General features: G+C 64.1%; 15 protein-coding genes and 3 pseudogenes. 8 read left to right on the plus strand and 10 right to left on the minus strand.

The genetic code is table 11. The features are described from left to right. Position 1 precedes the first annotated feature (1 nt). From EAG14_RS15890 to EAG14_RS15900, 3 genes are read left to right on the plus strand one after another with little or no spacing between them, the layout of a single operon-like run. Positions 2–1,483: a di-heme oxidoredictase family protein gene (locus EAG14_RS15890; protein WP_121729471.1), complete on the plus strand. Its 1,482-nt coding sequence runs from the start codon at positions 2–4 to the stop codon at positions 1,481–1,483. Further along, positions 1,480–2,655: an imelysin family protein gene (locus EAG14_RS15895; RefSeq protein WP_121729472.1), complete on the plus strand. Its 1,176-nt coding sequence runs from the start codon at positions 1,480–1,482 to the stop codon at positions 2,653–2,655. The genes EAG14_RS15890 and EAG14_RS15895 overlap by 4 nt, the downstream gene beginning before the upstream one ends. Further along, complete coding sequence (locus EAG14_RS15900; protein ID WP_240456807.1) at positions 2,639–3,955, plus strand: DUF1513 domain-containing protein; 1,317 nt, start codon at positions 2,639–2,641, stop codon at positions 3,953–3,955. The genes EAG14_RS15895 and EAG14_RS15900 overlap by 17 nt, the downstream gene beginning before the upstream one ends. An 87-nt stretch (positions 3,956–4,042) precedes the next feature. Here EAG14_RS15900 and EAG14_RS15905 read toward each other — a convergent pair whose 3' ends face one another. The 5 genes from EAG14_RS15905 to EAG14_RS15925 all read right to left on the minus strand — a co-directional run bounded on the left by EAG14_RS15905 (position 4,043) and on the right by EAG14_RS15925 (position 8,419). Further along, positions 4,043–5,152, minus strand: coding sequence for a putative zinc-binding metallopeptidase (locus EAG14_RS15905; RefSeq protein WP_099659055.1), 1,110 nt, complete (start codon positions 5,150–5,152; stop codon positions 4,043–4,045). Between the two features lie 217 nt (positions 5,153–5,369). Further along, a complete protein-coding gene (locus EAG14_RS15910; RefSeq protein WP_121729473.1) occupies positions 5,370–5,687 on the minus strand; it encodes a BON domain-containing protein in 318 nt (105 codons plus the stop codon). Positions 5,688–5,840: 153 nt separating this feature from the next. Next, a complete protein-coding gene (locus EAG14_RS15915) occupies positions 5,841–6,233 on the minus strand; it encodes a hypothetical protein (protein WP_121729474.1) in 393 nt (130 codons plus the stop codon). Between the two features lie 92 nt (positions 6,234–6,325). Then, positions 6,326–6,490 (minus strand): DUF1328 domain-containing protein, encoded by a 165-nt coding sequence (locus EAG14_RS15920; protein ID WP_121456255.1) that lies wholly within the window; start codon positions 6,488–6,490, stop codon positions 6,326–6,328. A gap of 564 nt (positions 6,491–7,054) precedes the next feature. Beyond that, a complete protein-coding gene (locus EAG14_RS15925) occupies positions 7,055–8,419 on the minus strand; it encodes a CHASE3 domain-containing protein (protein WP_121729475.1) in 1,365 nt (454 codons plus the stop codon). Between the two features lie 123 nt (positions 8,420–8,542). On the opposite strand from EAG14_RS15925, the pseudogene EAG14_RS15930 reads away from it, so the two are divergent. After that, positions 8,543–9,174 (plus strand): annotated as a pseudogene (locus EAG14_RS15930) (response regulator). 192 nt (positions 9,175–9,366) lie between these two features. On the opposite strand, the gene EAG14_RS15935 reads toward EAG14_RS15930, so the two are convergent. The 4 genes and pseudogenes from EAG14_RS15935 to gpmA form a co-directional block, all read right to left on the minus strand. After that, a complete protein-coding gene (locus tag EAG14_RS15935; protein ID WP_099659054.1) occupies positions 9,367–9,741 on the minus strand; it encodes a response regulator in 375 nt (124 codons plus the stop codon). Between the two features lie 144 nt (positions 9,742–9,885). Further along, positions 9,886–10,640, minus strand: a pseudogene (locus EAG14_RS15940) (ThiF family adenylyltransferase). Between the two features lie 77 nt (positions 10,641–10,717). Beyond that, positions 10,718–12,154 carry a S41 family peptidase gene (locus tag EAG14_RS15945; RefSeq protein WP_121454711.1) on the minus strand — a complete coding sequence of 479 codons (1,437 nt, stop codon included), beginning with the start codon at positions 12,152–12,154 and terminating at the stop codon, positions 10,718–10,720. A gap of 116 nt (positions 12,155–12,270) precedes the next feature. Beyond that, positions 12,271–13,014: a 2,3-diphosphoglycerate-dependent phosphoglycerate mutase gene (gene gpmA, locus EAG14_RS15950; protein ID WP_121729476.1), complete on the minus strand. Its 744-nt coding sequence runs from the start codon at positions 13,012–13,014 to the stop codon at positions 12,271–12,273. Between the two features lie 72 nt (positions 13,015–13,086). Here gpmA and EAG14_RS15955 point away from each other — a divergent pair, with 72 nt between their 5' ends. The 4 genes and pseudogenes from EAG14_RS15955 to EAG14_RS15970 all read left to right on the plus strand — a co-directional run bounded on the left by EAG14_RS15955 (position 13,087) and on the right by EAG14_RS15970 (position 15,493). Further along, complete coding sequence (locus EAG14_RS15955) at positions 13,087–13,494, plus strand: rhodanese-like domain-containing protein (RefSeq protein ID WP_099740344.1); 408 nt, start codon at positions 13,087–13,089, stop codon at positions 13,492–13,494. Between the two features lie 26 nt (positions 13,495–13,520). After that, a complete protein-coding gene (gene grxC, locus EAG14_RS15960) occupies positions 13,521–13,781 on the plus strand; it encodes a glutaredoxin 3 (protein WP_099658253.1) in 261 nt (86 codons plus the stop codon). Positions 13,782–13,917: 136 nt separating this feature from the next. Next, a pseudogene (secB, locus tag EAG14_RS15965) lies at positions 13,918–14,369 on the plus strand (protein-export chaperone SecB). A 113-nt stretch (positions 14,370–14,482) separates the two neighbouring features. Next, entirely contained in the window at positions 14,483–15,493 is a 1,011-nt protein-coding gene (locus tag EAG14_RS15970) for an NAD(P)H-dependent glycerol-3-phosphate dehydrogenase (protein WP_099740343.1), read from the plus strand. Positions 15,494–15,561: 68 nt separating this feature from the next. On the opposite strand, the gene lysA is transcribed toward EAG14_RS15970, so the two are convergent. Further along, complete coding sequence (lysA, locus tag EAG14_RS15975; RefSeq protein WP_099740342.1) at positions 15,562–16,806, minus strand: diaminopimelate decarboxylase; 1,245 nt, start codon at positions 16,804–16,806, stop codon at positions 15,562–15,564. Between the last annotated feature and the right edge of the window lie 109 nt (positions 16,807–16,915).

Genomic DNA, 16,915 nt, shown 5'->3' on the forward strand with positions numbered 1-16,915 from the left:
CATGCAGCGTCCGCAAGCCATTCGCCGCCGGCGCGCCGCGCGCCTGGCAGCAGCCAGCACCGGTTTCGCCGCCCTAGCCTGCCTGAGCGTGGGCCTTTTGACGGCCGCGCCCCAACCCGACCCCTTGGGTGAAAAAACGGGCGGAGAGACCACGGTGTTTGCCACGGGGCGCAATGCGTTCTCGTTCCCCGCCGCCAACCTCAGCGATGAGGAGCGCACGCGCTTTGTCATTGGCAACTCGTTCTTTCGGCGCAACTGGGTGGAAGCCCCCGCCTCCACCAAGGCCCGCGATGGCCTGGGGCCACACTTCATTGCGCGATCGTGCGGCGGCTGCCATGTGCAGGACGGCCGGGGCGAGCCGCCAGCCATCTTCAACCGCCTGGGCGAGACCAAAGACCCGACGGTGGCGCTGCTGATTCGCCTGTCCATCCCTGGCGCCGATGCGCATGGCGGGCCCAAGCACGAGCCCACCTATGGCGACCAGTTCAACAACGCAGCCATCCAGGGCGTGAAGCCCGAGGGCCGCGTGACGCTGCGCTACGACACCGTCAAAGGCAAGTTTGCCGATGGCACGCCCTACGCGCTGCAAAAGCCCGCGTACGGCTTTGCCGACCTGGGCTACGGCCCTATGCACCCCGACGTGATGCTGAGCCCCCGCATTGCGCCGCAGATCATCGGCGTGGGCCTGCTCGAAGCCATTGCCGAGGCCGACATCCTGGCCAATGCGGCGGACCAAGCCGCTGCGGCAGGCCCCATCAAGGGCACGACCAACCAGGTGTGGGATGCGCCCTCGGGCCGCATGATGCTGGGCCGCTTTGGCTGGAAGGCCAACGTGGCCACCATTGCGCACCAGACGGGCGGTGCGTTTGTGGGCGACATGGGCATCACCTCGCGCCACTTTGCCGCCGAGGCCTGCACCCCTGCGCAAAAAGACTGCCTGGCTGCGCCCAGCGGCCAAAGCGCGGCAGTGCAAGGACAGCCGGGCGTGGAGATTGACGACAAGACCCTGGCCGACGTGATCTTCTACCAGGCCACGCTGGCGCCGCCTGCGCGCCGCAGCATCAACGATGCCCAGGTGCTGCGCGGCCAGGCCTTGTTTGCGCAGGCCCAGTGCGCCACCTGCCACCGACCAAGCTACGTCACGCAAACCGGCCCCTTTCCGCACCTGACGAGCAAGGCACTGAGCGGCCAGCGCATCTGGCCCTACACCGACTTGCTGCTGCACGACATGGGCGAGCGCCTGGCCGATGGCCGCCCTGACTTTGGCGCCAATGGCCGCCAGTGGAAAACCCCGCCGCTGTGGGGCACCGGCCTCATCAAGGACGTGAACGGCCACACCCGCCTGCTGCACGATGGTCGCGCCCGGGGTGTGCTGGAGGCCGTGCTGTGGCACGGTGGTGAGGCCGAGGCAGCCAAAGACCAGGTGCTCAAGATGAAGAAGGCTGACCGCGAAGCGCTCGTGAAATTTGTGGAATCGCTATGACCCATGCACCCCAAAGCCGCACAAGCACACCTGCAAGCACGCGCAAACCGTTGAGCCAGGCATGGACACTGTGCGCGCTGCTGCTGACCGTCGCGCCAGCCCTGCACTTGGCTGCCCATGCACAGGTCAAAAACACGCCCCCCCACGCAGCGCCCACCTGGCAACGCGAGGCCGTGCCGTTTTATGACACGGTGCACGCACTGCAAGGCATTTACGGCCACTGGGGCCTGCCTCGGGCGCAGGCGTTTGACCGCAGCGCGCAGGCACTGACCAACGCGATGGCGGCAATGTGCAGTGGCAACGCGGACACCAACGTATCCAAGGCCGCACTGGAATCAGCCCGCAACGCATGGCTGAGCACCACCCGCGCTTGGGAAGAACTCTCGGCCATCGCCATCGGCCCGGTGATTGCGCGCCGCACGCAGCGCGCCATCGACTTCGCCCCCACACGCCCCGCACTGGTTGAAAAAGCCATCCAGGCACAACCCCAGGGCGCCAAGGCTTTTGAACGCATCGGCACCCCTGCCAAGGGCCTGCCAGCGCTGGAATGGCTGCTGTGGACGCGCCCCGCACAGCCCGGCACGCCCGCCTGCAGCTACGCGCACGAAGTGGCCTTGGACGTGGCCCGCGAGGCCACCGCTGTGGCCGCCGACTTTGCCCGCACGGCGTCCAGTGACTGGGGTGCCGAGGAACAGCAAGAGCAGTCCACCCAGGCCATGAGCGAATTCGTGAACCAGTGGGTGGGCGGCATTGAGCGCCTGCGCTGGGCCCACATGGAAAAGCCCCTGCGCGCAGCCCAGGGCAGCAAGCCGCCCGAGTACCCACGCAGCGCCAGCCAGGACACGCTGGCCGCCTGGGCCGCCACCTGGAAGGGGCTGAGCACCGTGACGCAGCAACCCGCCCAAGCGCCCACGCCCGCCCCCGGCGAAGCGCTGGTGCCGCTGGAGACCTATCTGCGTGGCAAGGGCATGAACCCGCTGGCCGACAAGCTCCACCAGGCGGCGCAGAAGGTGGATGCCTCGATGGCGCAGGTGCAAAAGGCCGGGGTCAAAGGCAAGCCCGCCATCCAGCAGGCGGCGCGCGATCTGGCGGCGCTCAAGTTCCTGGCCGAGTCGGAAGTGGCGCCTGCGCTGCAGGTGAGCATTGGTTTTTCTGATGCCGATGGGGATTGAGCCCACAGCAGCTACGGGCCAGACTGCGCCAGCGGCGCTGCAGCGCCGCACCGCCCTGGCCCTGATGGCAGGCCTGGGGGGGCTGAGTACCTGGGCGCTGCTGCCCCGCACAGGGCAGGCTGCCGCAGCCAGCACCCGCCCCAACAACGCCACCCACACCAACAACGCCACCCACACCAACAGCGCCACCTTGGCCGCGGCGTGGGAGGCGCAGGGCAGCTTTCACATTGGGCTGCTGTCGGTGGCGGGCCTGCAGCTGCGCGTGCAAGCGGCGTTGGAAGTGCCCTCGCGCCCCCACGGGGTGGTCGCCTTGCCCGATGGATCGGTGCTGGCCGTGGCCCGCCGCCCTGGTGACTGGATGGTGCGCTGGCACCCGGGCCGCCACACAGCACCGCTGTGGCGGTGGCAGACCGCCGAGGCTGCGTTTCCAGACCGCACCTTCAACGGCCATGTGCTGGCGGGCCCAGACGGCCAAACGCTCTACACCACAGAAACCGACGTGGAAACCGGCGCCAGCCTGGTGGGCGTGCGCGATGCGCGCACGCTGGAGAAAGTGGCCGAATGGCCTACCCATGGCATGGATGCGCACGAGCTGATCTGGGACCGCCACAGCGCCAGCAGCAAAACCGGCGCCCCCACCCTCATCGTGGCCAACGGTGGCGTGCCCACGGCCCCCGAAACCGGCCGTGCCAAGCGCGACATGCACCGCATGGACTCATCGCTGGTGCGGCTGGATGGCACCACCGGCGAGTTGCTGGGCCAGTGGCGGCTGGACGACCCGCGCCTGAGCCTGCGCCACCTGGCCTGGAACCCGGCGGGCACGGTGCTGGGCATTGCGCTGCAGGCTGAGCACGATGACCCGGCCCTGCGCCACGCCGCCCCCGTGCACGCCCGCTTTGATGGGCAGGCGTTGCACGCAGAGCCCCAGGTGGGCCATTCAGCGCAGACTGGAGCCAGTGCGCTGGCGGAGGCCCCCGTGCCCCCTGTGCAAGCGCCGACCAACTTGCAGGGCTATGGCGGCAGCATTGTGGCCACGCCCGAGGGCTGGGCCGTGAGCTGCCCCAAGGCAGGCTGCGCAGTGCTGTTCAATGCCCAAGGGCTGCGCACCGGGCAGATTGCGCTGGCAGAAGTGTGCGCGCTGGCATCCGACGGGGCCCGGCTGTGGGCCGGTGGCCTGGGCCAGAGCCTGTTGCTCCAGCGGGTGCCTGGAGCCCCCGTCAGCACGCAGGCACTCACCCACCCGGGCGCGTTGCACCAAGCCAGGCTAGACAACCATTGGGGACTGGTCCAGGCTGTCTGAAGTCATGCACGACCATCTAATTCATAAAAAAATTGGCCTCTAGCGCTTGATAAATAAGCGCTAGCAGCTATATTTTTTATAGCAAACTCACTGCATGTCGCTGCGACGGGCGTCGTCCGCCAGCCGCACAGACTGCACCAGCTCGTGCACAAACCGGAGCTTGCCCATGGCCCCGGCCGACAAGGCAAACGGGTAGGCATCGCTTTGCCCCAGGCTGCGGTTCAGGCTGTTGAGCAGCAGGGTGAGCGGCACCCATTGGCGCACCATGTCGTCAAACCCCGGCGGCGGGGTGCCAAAGGGGTCTTGCATGCTGTGCAGCCAAGAAGCATGCGGCTCGGGCACCATCACCGTAGTTTGGTAGCTGGCTGCGGTTTCCAGCAAGTCCACCAGGTGCAGGTAGTGCGCCCAGGTTTCGGCCCAGTCTTCCCAGGGGTGCGCTGACGCATAAGCGCTCACATGGCGCTGCGCCCAGTCACCCAGGTCGTTGCCCTTGGCGTAGTGCGCGCTCAGGGCCTGGGCATAGTCTTGCCGCTCGTCGCCAAACACGCTGCGAAAGGCATCGAGCCTGCCGCCATCGCGCACCAGTTGGTCCCAGTAAAAATGCCCGGACTCGTGCCGCAAATGGCCAATCAGCGTGCGGTAGGGCTCGCCCAATGCAATGCGCCGGCGGGCGCGCTCGTCGTCATCGGCCTCGGCCACATTCAGGGTGATGGTGCCGCCCAGGTGGCCCGTCAGCACCTCTGGGCCGCCAGGCCAGTCGGCCAGAAACTCAAACACGGGGCCCGATCGGCCCGGCACGGGCTCCAGCCCCAGGCGCGCCAGGGTGTAAAAAAGCTGCCTTTTGGCGGCCTCGACCTGTTGCCAGCGCCCCAGGTTGGCGGGCTCTGAAAGGTCTGGCAGCACGCGTGTCTGCCGGCACGAGACGCACAGCGGCGAATAGTCGTTGGCAGGCACCGCAAAGTTGCAGGCACCGTGGGCCGTGCGGTTGTGGCACATGCGGTAGAGCTTGCCGCTGTGGGCCGAGCCGCCGCGCTCGCCCATACGCCGCCACAGGTCAGGGCCATCCTGGGGTGCAGGGGTCAGCGCCGCCATGCTGAGCTGGTCGGGCACAAATGCCAACGTGCTGCCGCAGTGCAGGCATTGCACGCTGTCAAAAAAAACCAGGTGACCGCAGTGGTCGCAATTGAATACGCGCATGGTGCCGAAGCTTACCCCTTGAGCAGGTTCGTCCGCACACGCCCCATGCAGCAAGCATGGGCCCATGCGGCAAGACTCTGGAAAAAAACAAACCCACCCGCTGCATGGCAACGGGTGGGCTTGCGATGAGCGACGGGGACTGCGTGGGCACCTGCGCCCTGTCGCTGTTGGGTCCAGGGGCCTTCGCAGCCCCTCGATCCGTCAAGGCATTACAACATCAAGGGCGCACCACGATGCTGTTGCGCACTTCGCGCACATGCTTGGTGTTGCGGGCGATGTTTTCGGCCTGGTTCTTCTCGGCCTGCGACTTGGCAAAGCCAGACAGCTGTACGGTGCCGTTCAAGGTCTCCACGCTGATGGAGGTGGCGGAAACGGTTTTGTCTTCTGCCATCTTGGCCTTCACGGAGGTGGTGATGCCTGCGTCATCGACGTAGGCACCCACAGTCTGCTGGTCTCGGGCCACGGAGCAACCCGTAGCGGCCAGAACGGTGATGCCGGTCACGGCAGCAAAAGCAAGGGCACGTGCGTATTTCATGGGAATTCCTTCGTTGGAGATTGGAGAACGCGGGTGCTGACAACACAATCAACCCACTGGCCTGTTGCACCCTCCGTGGCCAAGGGATTGAGGCTGGCGCAAAGGTGCGTGCCAGGCATGGCACCCGCCCCTGCGCCCGCAGAGAAAATCGATTCAATGCGCGCTGTTGCGGCGCGATAGCCACAGGGCCAGAGCCCCCAACGCAGCACCAGACGCCACTGCGATGGCCACCGACTTGCCGGGCTGCTGCGACACATAACGCGAAGTGGCTTCAGAGGCGTGGCGCAGTTGGCGTCGTGCGCGGTCGCTGGTGTGGGCGCAATAGTCAATGCTGCGCACAGCAATGTCTTGAGCGCGCGAGGCCAAGTCCTGGATCGCGGGACTGGCTTCCTCGCGCAACTGGCGCACCCGGTCTTGTGCCGCATCCAAAGACCCATCGGCCAAGGTGCGAGTGGCCTTCACGGCTTCTTCAGCGCTTTGCAGGACATCGTCGGCCAGGTTGCGAGCGGCATGGTTCATTTTGTCGGTAGTGGTTTGAAAGCTCATCGAAAACTCCTGAAGAGTGAAAGTGAAATGCGAGCCCCGCCAGGGGCAATGAGGAATGGGGGCATCTGTGCGCCTGAGCGCTGTATCCCGAATCAGCCCCGCTTGAGCAGGCCGAACACGAACGTCACCACGGCCATGATCACAAACACAAAGAACAAAATCTTTGCGATGCCCACGGCACCCGCGGCAATGCCGCCAAAGCCAAAAATTGCGGCCACCAGCGCGATCACCAGAAAAACAACTGCGTAATGCAACATCACCATCTCCCAAAAAGTGCCAGAGCGTTGCTGGCGGGTTAGGAACCTGACTAAAAAAGCGCCTCCGACGCAGCGCCTGGCATGAAGGTCCGCAAGTCATTGCACACGTCCCACCAGCACATTGCGCATGTCTGCAAGCCCGGTTTGGTGTGCATGGAGTTGTGAAACAACACACTGGAGTCCACTGTAGGTCGCGCAGCCAGCGGCCGATGCCGGTAGCCAGCGCAGGCGCTTGTCAGCACGCAGACGGCTGCCTTGTAGGACGGGGCCTGCCCAAGACCCGCACAGAGCGAAATGGGATGGAGAAATCGCACCGAGAAAGACGCACGCCGTAGCAGGCATGCCGGCGGACGCAGAGGGTGGCGCTGCTTGGGAGCGTCAGTAGGGGCTATGTTGGGGTGTGGGATGGACAGGGGGCACGGCCCCAGCGCGCGCTCCATAGCGCCAAGGAAGACGCACTGCCGCCATCACCCTCGCCAGGGCACCAAGAACCTGTTCAAAGGTGCACTGGGCGCGCAAGCAGACTCTGCCCAACCTGCCTCGGGTCGGAAAGAGCGCAGCAGTTCAGCGCTGCAGCGGCAGCACGGCCGACAACAGCGTGCCGTTACCGGGGCTGGAATGCACGCTCAAGCGGCCACCCGCTGCTTCCACGCGGTGGCGCATGCCCGCAAGGCCGTGCGAAGAGACGCGCACGCTGGCAGGGTCAAAACCCGTGCCGTTGTCATGCACCTGCACCGCCACGTGTTTGGGGTGGGCGTGCACTGACACCAGCACTTTGCTGGCCTGGGCGTATTTGCCAATGTTGGTCAGCGCTTCTTGCACCATGCGGTAAACAGTCAACTGCGCGCCCCCAGGCAGCTCCACCTGCTCGAGGTTGGTTTCCACCTCGATGCCAGCGCGCTGTGCGTACTCGCGGGTCAAAATTTCCAGCGCGGCCGTCAGCCCCAAGTGCGACAGGGACGACGGGCGCAGGTCTTCAATGATGCGGCGCTTGAGGGCGATGCCGCTGTTGAGCGTTTCGGTCAGATGCTTCAAGCGCTCTGCCACATCCGGCACGGTGGCGTCGATCTTGGACTTCAATCGCGCTACATCAAGCTTGGCGGCCGTGAGCAATGCACCCAGTTCATCATGCAGCTCGCGGGCCAGGTGGCCGCGCTCGTCTTCGCGCACTTGCTGCAGGTGGTTGGCCAGTTCTGACAATGTGGCCGTGCGCTCGCGCACCAGGCCCTCCAGCCGGTCGCGCTCATGCTCCAGCAACGCCTGCTCGCGCTGGTTGACCAACAGCAGCGCATGGGCTTGGCGCAGGTACATGAAAAACGCCAGCAGGCCAATTGCCGTCACCGTCGCAATGCCAATGCGCGAGAGCATCAGCGATTGCAGAACCTGCTCCTGCCCCAGCTGGACCTTGGCCGAGCTGCGCTCAATCAGCGCATGCGCGTGCTTTCGGATTTCGTCCATGTTCTCGCGCCCCATGTCGGTGTGCAAGACGAACTTCCAGGCATCTTCATTGCCTTGCCTGCGCAGCCGCAGGCTCAGCTCCATCTCGGCCAACTTGCGCGACACCTGGCGCGACAGGTGGGCCACCTCTTGCAAATCTTCTTTCGAATCCACAAACTGGTTGCGCAGCGTATCCAGATGGCTTTGCACCGCCGTCATGGCCTTGTCGTAGGGCTCCAGGTAGGTGTCGTTGCCCGTGAGCAGATAACCCCGCTGGCCCGTTTCCGCGTCCAGCATGCTTTGCAGCAAACTGTTGACTGCACCGCGCGTTACCTGCCACTGGCTCATCTGGCGCACGGCATCCTGCGAGCGCATGTGCCCCGTTTCGTTGATACCCACCAATACTGCGGCGGCGAGCAGGGCCATGGGCAGGCTCAGCGCCATGCGCCGCACCTTGGGAAGCCAGCGCCGAAAGGTTGCTTGCAGTGTCATAGATTGGAATCAGGATAAAGTTTCACGGTCTGCGTGCTGCGCGCTATCTGCCCAGCAGCACCCACCGCAGGGTTTCAACATCTCACCGCAGGCGGCTTGTCCGCCCTTTTGAAAGAACGTTCAATGATCAAAATTGGCATTGTGGATGACCACGCAATTGTTCGCACCGGCTTGCGCCAGTTCCTGTCGGAGCATGTTGATCTGCGGGTGGAAGGCGAAGCGTCTAACGGCCGTGAGGCCATCGACCTGGTGCGCAACCATGAAATCGACGTGCTGCTGATGGACCTGTCGATGCCTGGCCAAAGCGGCCTGGATGCACTGGCCATGCTGCGTGCCAAAGCGCCAGACATGGGCATCCTCATCCTGAGCGGCTACCCTGAAGAACACTACGCCATCAACCTCATCCGCCAGGGTGCCAGCGGCTATCTGAACAAGGAGTGCGAACCTTCCGAGATCGTGGAGGCGATTCGCGTCATCTCGCTGGGCAAACGCTACCTCACCCCACCGTAGCAGACCTGCTTGCGCAGCAGCTCAACCGCAAGGACGATGCCCCGCCGCATGAACAACTGTCCGAACGCGAGTTCCAGGTCTTCTTGAAACTGGCCAAAGGCGAAACCGCCGGAGACATTGCCAAAGACTTGTCGCTGAGCGTCAAAACCGTCAGCACCTACCGCACGCGGCTGATGGAAAAAATGGCACTCTCGTCCAACAGCGACCTGACGTACTACGCGCTCAAAAACCAGCTGATTGATTGACAGGGAGGGCAGGCTTTGCCTGCCCGATGGGCCAGGGTTGCGCCGCGCCCTAGGCCTTGCCACAGGTACGCAAGCCGCCGTACAAGGGTCTCCTGCGCGTGAGGAGAGCGACTCCCAACGATGGGCCAAACCGCTTGGGCGACAGTGCGCAAACACAGTCAGCACCACCGCAAGATCACTGCAAAGCGCACCTCAGGGGCGGCTGCGTTCCATGCAGTAATCCACCAGCGCATCGATTTCGTTGGACTTGTCAAACACCGCATCCACGCCCAGTTGGGCGCAGCGCATGCGGATGTCAGGGGTGGCGTAGTTGCTCAGCACCACCATTTTTTGATCGGGGTTGCGTGCACGGCAAGCCTCCAGCACCCCCAGGCCGCTGCCTTGGCGCAAGAAGAGATCCACAATCGCCAAGTCCCACTGGGCTGCGCGCTCTGTGAGCCAGGTCTTGCCTTCGTCCTCGGTTTCGGCGAAACCTACAGGCTCTATCGACGCAAGCTCTTCCAGAGTGCCAATGAGATTTTCGCGGATGGTGGCGTTGTCTTCAACAATGTAGGTACGGAGTTTCACAGGCTGGCCCAATGCTCTGGCCTCCCACAAACGAGGTGCGGCCGAGCCCTTACTGTACGTGCATCTTTTTTACAATTTTGCCAGCCAGCACTGGCGCAGACCGTAGGAATATTCCTACTCCCTGCCCAATCGGCAGGCCTGTCGTTACAGGCCGCGATGGCCGCAAACCTTGCAGCCGCTGTCGCGCGGCACGTTCATCGTGCTCCACTCCATGCTGCGTCCGTCCAGCATCAAGAGCCGCCCCGTCATCGCTGGCGCAGCCCCTGACACCAGCTTGAGCGCCTCTGCCGCCTGCATGGCGCCTATCACCCCACCAGCGGCGCAAAGACGCCCATGGTTGAGCATTGCACCTCTTCAAACTCTGCATCCGGCGCAAACATGCACGCGTAGCAGGGCGACGCCGCATCGCGTGGGTCGAACACCATGATCTGGCCATCAAACCGGATCACCGCCCCCGCCACCAAAGGCACACCATGGCGAATGCAGGCTGCATTGACGGCATGGCGTGTGGTGTAGTTGTCGCTGCAGTCCAGCACCACGCTGGCCTGGGGCACCCAGGTGTCGAGCAGCGCTTCATCGGCCTTCTGCTGCAAGGTCGTGATGTGCACATCGGGGTTGATGGCGTGCACCGCCTGCGCAGCCGACGCTACCTTGGGCTGCCCCACCCGGTCGGTGGTGTGGGCCACCTGGCGCTGCAGATTGGTCAGGTCGACCACATCGTGGTCTACCAACGTGAGGCGCCCCACCCCGGCAGAGCCCAGGTACAAGGCAGCTGGCGAGCCCAACCCACCGGCACCAATGACCAATGCATGCGCGGCCAGCACCCGCTCCTGTCCTTCAATCCCTACCTCATCGAGCAGGATGTGGCGCGAGTAGCGCAGCAGCTGTTCATCGGTCATTGTTTGTCATCCACCACGTTAAAAAGGCCGGGCTCCTTGCGGGAGCCCGGCCTTGTTCACAGAAAACCAAGCGGGGCTTAGTTTTCCTTCTTTTCTTCCTTGCGCTCGGTCAGCGTCTTGCTCACCAGCACTTCGCGGCCCTTGAGCTTGTTGAGCGCCTGGGTGAGCTGGAAGTCCTTGTCGGTACCAAACTCGGGCAGCTTGCGCTCCGCCGCTGGCTTTTTGGCTTCTTCTTCCAGACGCTTGCGCGCTTCCTCACGGGCCTTTTCGCGGGCCTCATCCTTTTGCTCTTCGCCTTGACCGCTGCCCAGGTGCTTGTCCAGGTCGGCTTCACGCATGCGCAGGGCGGCAAACACATTGCCCTCTTCCGACTCGTCGATCATGACGTCAGGCACGATGCCCTTGGCCTGGATGGACTTGCCGCTGGGGGTGTAGTAGCGGGCGGTGGTGAGCTTGATGCCCGTGTCCGGCCCCAAAGGCCGCACCGTTTGCACCGAGCCCTTACCGAAGGTCTGGCTGCCCATGATGGTGGCGCGCTTGTGGTCTTGCAACGCACCGGCCACGATTTCGCTGGCAGAGGCGGAGCCTTCGTTGACCAGCACCACCAGGGGCACCGTCTTGATGCCTGCGGGCAGGCGGCGCAGAGGGTCGCTGCCGCTGCGGCGCTGGTAAAACTCGGGCGACGCCTTGTAAGTCGCTTTGCTCTCAGCCAACTGGCCGTTGGTGCTGACCACGGTCACGTTCTCAGGCAAGAAAGCTGCCGAGATCGCCACCGCCGCATCCAGCAAACCACCGGGGTCGTTGCGCAAGTCCAGCACCAGGCCCTTCAGGTTAGGGTCTTGCTTGTAGACGTCTTCGACCTTGCGCACAAAATCGTCCACCGTACGTTCCTGGAACTGAGACAAGCGGATCCAGGCGTAACCTGGCTCCATCACCTTGCCTTTGACGGACTGGGTCTTGATTTCTTCACGGATGATGGTCACCGGGAAGGAGCGGTTTTCGTCCTTGCGGAAGATGGTGAGCGTGACCTTGGTGTTGGGCTCGCCACGCATGCGCTTGACCGAATCGCTGAGCGACAGGCCCTTGACGGCGGTGTCGTCGATCTTGGTGATCAGGTCGTTGGTCTTGAGCCCAGCGCGGAAGGCAGGTGAGCCCTCGATGGGGGACACCACCTTGATGAGGCCCTCTTCCTGCGTGATCTCGATGCCCACGCCCACAAAGCGGCCCGTGGTGCCTTCGCGGAATTCCTTGAACGACTTCTTGTCGAAATACTGCGAGTGCGGGTCCAGGCTAGAGACCATGCCCGAGATGGCATCGGTCATGAGCTTCTTGTCATCCACAGGCTCGACATAGTCGGTCCTGACAAGGCCAAACACGGCAGACAGCTGCTGCATTTCTTCCAGCGGAAGCGGCACCATGGCACCGCGTGCCACGGTCTGCAATGACACGGTGGTCAGCGCACCGGCCACCACACCTACCGACACCCATCCTGCAATTTTGAGTTTCTGGCCCATACAACACCTTTTACCGCTTCAATATACACCTTGGAAGGGCCGCGCCCGTCGCAGTTCCGCGCGGGCGCTCACTTTGGCAGGATCTGGAGGGATTTTCCCGCAGATTTACAGCGTCTTTACGCTTTGCCTTGCGAAGCCACGGCTGCAGCGGCCTTGGCCGCAGCTTCTGCATCGCCCAGATAGTAGTGGCGGATGGGCTTGAGGTTCTCGTCCAGCTCGTAAACCAGCGGAATCCCGTTGGGAATGTTCAGGCCCACGATGTCGCCGTCGGAGATGTTGTCCAGGTACTTGACCAGGGCGCGGATGGAATTGCCGTGCGCAGCCACCACCACGCGCTGGCCCGAGCGAATGGCCGGGGCCATGGTGTCGTTCCAGAACGGCAGCACGCGGGCCACGGTGTCCTTGAGGCACTCGGTCAGCGGGATTTGCTCGGGGCTGAGCTGGCTGTAGCGGATGTCGCTGCGCTCGCTGCGGGGGTCGGTGGCTTCCAGCGCTGGCGGGGGGGTGTCGTAGCTGCGGCGCCACACCAGCACCTGCTCATCGCCATATTGCTTGGCCATGTCGCCCTTGTTCAGGCCCTGCAGCGCGCCGTAGTGGCGCTCGTTCAGGCGCCAGCTGTGCACCACGGGCAACCAAGTGCGGTCCATCTCGTCCAGGGCATGCCACAGGGTGCGCGTGGCGCGCTTGAGCACGCTGGTGTAGGCCACATCAAACTCGTAACCCTCGGCCTTGAGCAGGCGGCCGGCGTTCTTGGCCTGGTCCACGCCCGTGGGGGTGAGGTCCACGTCGGTCCAGCCGGTGAAGCGGTTTTCAAGGTTCCAGGTGGATTCGCCGTGGCGGATCAGAACGAGTTTGTGCATGGTTTCCCTAGAAAGAGCGGGTCAAAACCTTACATTCTAAAATTGCTCTGTTTGCCAACCCAAGGAATCTTCGTGAAATTCTTCATCGACAACTGGTATTTGCTCGTCGTAGCCCTCGCATCGGGCAGCATGCTGCTGTGGCCCACACTGCGCAGCGCTAGCGCTGGCTCGCTTTCCCCGGCCCAGGCCGTGCAACTCATCAACCGGGAAAAAGCCGTCGTCATCGACGTATGCGAAGCCGAGGAATTTGCCGCAGGCCACGTGGGTGGCGCTAAAAACGTGCCCCTGGGCCAACTCGAAGAGCGCCTGCCCAGCCTCGTCAAGAACAAAAGCCTGCCCGTGGTGCTGGTGTGTGCCTCTGGCGCCCGTGCCAACCGCGCGGCGGCTGTGGCCAAAAAACTGGGCTACGAAAAAGCCGAAGCCCTGGCCGGCGGCCTCAAAGCCTGGCGCGATGCCAGCATGCCCGTCGAAAAAGCCTGAACGCCCCTTTACTGCAGGAGAGCACCATGCAACCCGTCAAGATGTACACCACCGCCGTCTGCCCTTACTGCATTCGCGCCAAGCAGATTCTCAAATCCAAAGGCGTGGAGCAGATTGAGGAAATCCGCATCGACATGGACCCCGAAGCCCGCAACCACATGATGGAGATCACCGGCCGGCGCACCGTGCCGCAAATCTTCATTGGCACCACCCATGTGGGCGGCCACGACGATCTGGTGGCACTGGATGGACGTGGGGGCTTGATGCCGCTGCTGGGCGCTGCCTGATTCTGGCAATCCCACCTACGGGCGCTGCATAATGCAGCCCCATGTGCCCGCTGCGGGAGCTGATCCCCGGCGGGTTTTGTTTTGCAAGCAACTTCAGTTTGAGCAAACGTAAATCGTAAGTAGAGAGACTTTGACCATGGCCGATCAAGACACCCCCGTTTTCCAGATCCAGCGCGTTTACCTGAAGGACCTGTCGCTCGAGCAGCCCAACTCCCCGCCATCCTGCTCGAACAAGAGCAACCCAGCGTGGACATCCAACTGGGCGTGGAAGCCGCCCCCGTCGCCGATGGCATCTACGAAATCTGCGTCACGGCCACCGTGCAGACCAAGATCAAGGAAAAGACCGTGTTCCTGGTCGAAGCCAAGCAAGCAGGCATCTTTGAAGTGCGCAACATCCCTGAAGACCAAATGGGCGCCATCATGGGCATCGCTTGCCCCCAGATCGTGTACCCCTACCTGCGCGGCAACGTGGCCGACCTGATCAACCGCGCTGGCTTCCCGCCCGTTCACTTGGCCGAAATCAACTTCCAAGCCATGTACGAGCAGCAACAGCAAGCCGCAGCGGCCGACACCGCCGTGGCCCAGTAAGCCACCGGCATCGCTGCATTGGCACCCATTTGCGATTCGTTTTGCAGATTGGATTTGCAGACCAACAAGGGGCCTTCGGGCCCCTTTTGCTTGATACAAGGGCGTAAGCAGCTATGAAAATCGTAGTACTCGGCGCAGGCGCCTGGGGCACTGCCGTGGCACTGAGCGCTGCGCAGCACCCTGCGGGCCATCAGGTCACGCTGTGGGCCCGCAGCACACCACAGGCCAGCAGCATGCAGGCACTGCATGAAAACCGCCACTACCTGCCCGGCATTGCACTGCCCCCCTCTTTGCAACTGGCCAGTGGCGACGCACTGGCCGCTTGCGCGCAGGCAGACCTCATCATCGTGGCCACCCCCATGGCCGCCCTGCGCGGCATGCTCACGCAATTGCAGGGCAGCGCCGCCCCTGTGGCATGGCTGTGCAAAGGGTTTGAGGCGGCTCACGGCGCGCACTCTGCCGCAGGCTTGCTGGCGCACGAGGTGTGCGCCCAGGTGGCGCCCGCGCTGCGCGCGGGTGTGCTCAGCGGCCCCAGCTTTGCGCTGGAAGTGGCCCGCAACCAGCCCACAGCGCTGGTCGCAGCCAGCGAACACGCGGCCGTGCGCGACACCCTGGTGGCCGCCTTCCACAGCCCCAGTGTGCGGGTGTATGCCAACGAAGACATCGTGGGCGTGGAGGTGGGCGGCGCGGTAAAAAACGTGCTGGCCATTGCCACCGGCCTGTGCGATGGGCTGCAGCTGGGCCTGAACGCCCGCGCCGCACTCATCACCCGGGGCCTGGCCGAGATGACCCGGCTGGGCGTGGCGCTGGGTGCGCGGGCAGAGACCTTCATGGGCCTGTCGGGCATGGGCGACCTGGTGCTGACAGCCACTGGCGACCTTTCGCGCAACCGGCGGGTGGGCCTGCTGCTGGCCGAGGGCAAAACGCTGCAGCAAGCCGTCGAATCCCTGGGCCATGTGGCCGAGGGCGTTTACTGCGCCCGCACTGTGGCGCAGCGCGCAGCGGGCTTGGGCGTGGACATGCCCATCACGCAGGCCGTGGTGGCGCTGCTGGACGGGGGCATGACCCCAGCCCAGGCCGTGGCAAGGCTGATGGGGCGCGGCCCGGCCTCAGAGCAGGTCTAAAAGAACCGCCGCTTAATCACGAAAACAAAAGGGGGCCGCCAAGGCCCCCTTTCTTTTTCGCCGAGGTGTTACAGCCCCAACTCCAGCGCCAGCAACTCGTCCACCGTCTGGCGGCGGCGGATCAGGCGGTGCTCAGCGCCGTCCACCAGCACTTCGGCAATCAGCGGACGGGTGTTGTAGTTGGAGGACATGGAGGCGCCATAAGCCCCCGTGTCGTGCAACACCACCAGGTCGCCCACCTGCGCGGCGGGCAGGTCGCGCGGCAGCACCACGCCACCGTCGCCCTGGGTGAACACATCGCCCGACTCGCACAGCGGACCAGCCACCACGGTGGGCTGGCTGGCGCCCTGGCTGCCATCGCGGCGCAGCACGCTCATGGCGTGGAAGCTGCCGTACATCGAGGGGCGCATCAACTCGTTGAAGCCGGTATCGACCAGCACAAAGTGGTTGTTGCCCGCATTCTTGGTGGCGCGTACCTCGCCCAGCAGCACACCCGATTCGGCCACCAGGAAGCGGCCGGGCTCAATCTCCAGCCCGAGCTTGTGGCCCACGATGGCCTCGGCCTGCTGGCGTGCGGTGTTCCACAGGCCGTAGTAGTGCTGGGTGTCGATGACCGGCTCGCCCGCGCGGTAGGGGATGGACAGGCCGCCACCGGCCGAGATGGCATGCAGGTCATGCCCCGCCGCATGTGCCGTGCGCACCAGCTCCACCATGGCACCGCACACTTCGGCCAGGTGGCCGTAGTCCACGCCCGAGCCAATGTGCATGTGCAGGCCCGCCAGCGTCAGCCCCTGCTCGCGGATCGTCTGCAGCGCCAGCGGCAAGTCGGTGTGCCAGATGCCGTGCTTGCTGTGCTCGCCGCCCGTGTTGGTCTTGTTGCTGTGGCCATGGCCAAAGCCGGGGTTGATGCGCAGCCACACGGCGTGGCCCTTGGAGCGGGAGCCCAGCTGGCGCAGCATGTCGATGGAGCCTGCATTGACGGGCACACCATGCTCCACCACGCAATCGAGCGTGGCCGCGTCGAACAGGTCGGCGGTGAACACAATTTCAGACGGCTCACCACCCGCTTTGAAGCCCGCCGCCAGCGCCCGCAAGATTTCACCGCGCGAGACGGCGTCCACCTTCACGCCCTGCTCGCGCATGAGCTTGAGGATGTGGATGTTGGAGCAGGCCTTTTGTGCAAAGCGCACCGTATCGAAGTTGGACACCTGCGCAATGCGCTGGCGGATGGTGGCCGCGTCGTACACCCACAGCGGGGTGCCAAACGCGTCGGCCAAGGACCACAACTGGGCGGGGGTAAAGGGGTTGGACATGCAGGGCTCCAGGAATGCCGATCCACGGCAAGGAAAACGAACAACAAAAGACACCATGGCCCGCCATAAGGTGAGCAGCCTGCGCATCATGCCGCGGCCCATCCATCCA

It is taken from the genome of Acidovorax sp. 1608163 (genome assembly GCF_003669015.1).
Lineage (GTDB): Bacteria > Pseudomonadota > Gammaproteobacteria > Burkholderiales > Burkholderiaceae_C > Acidovorax.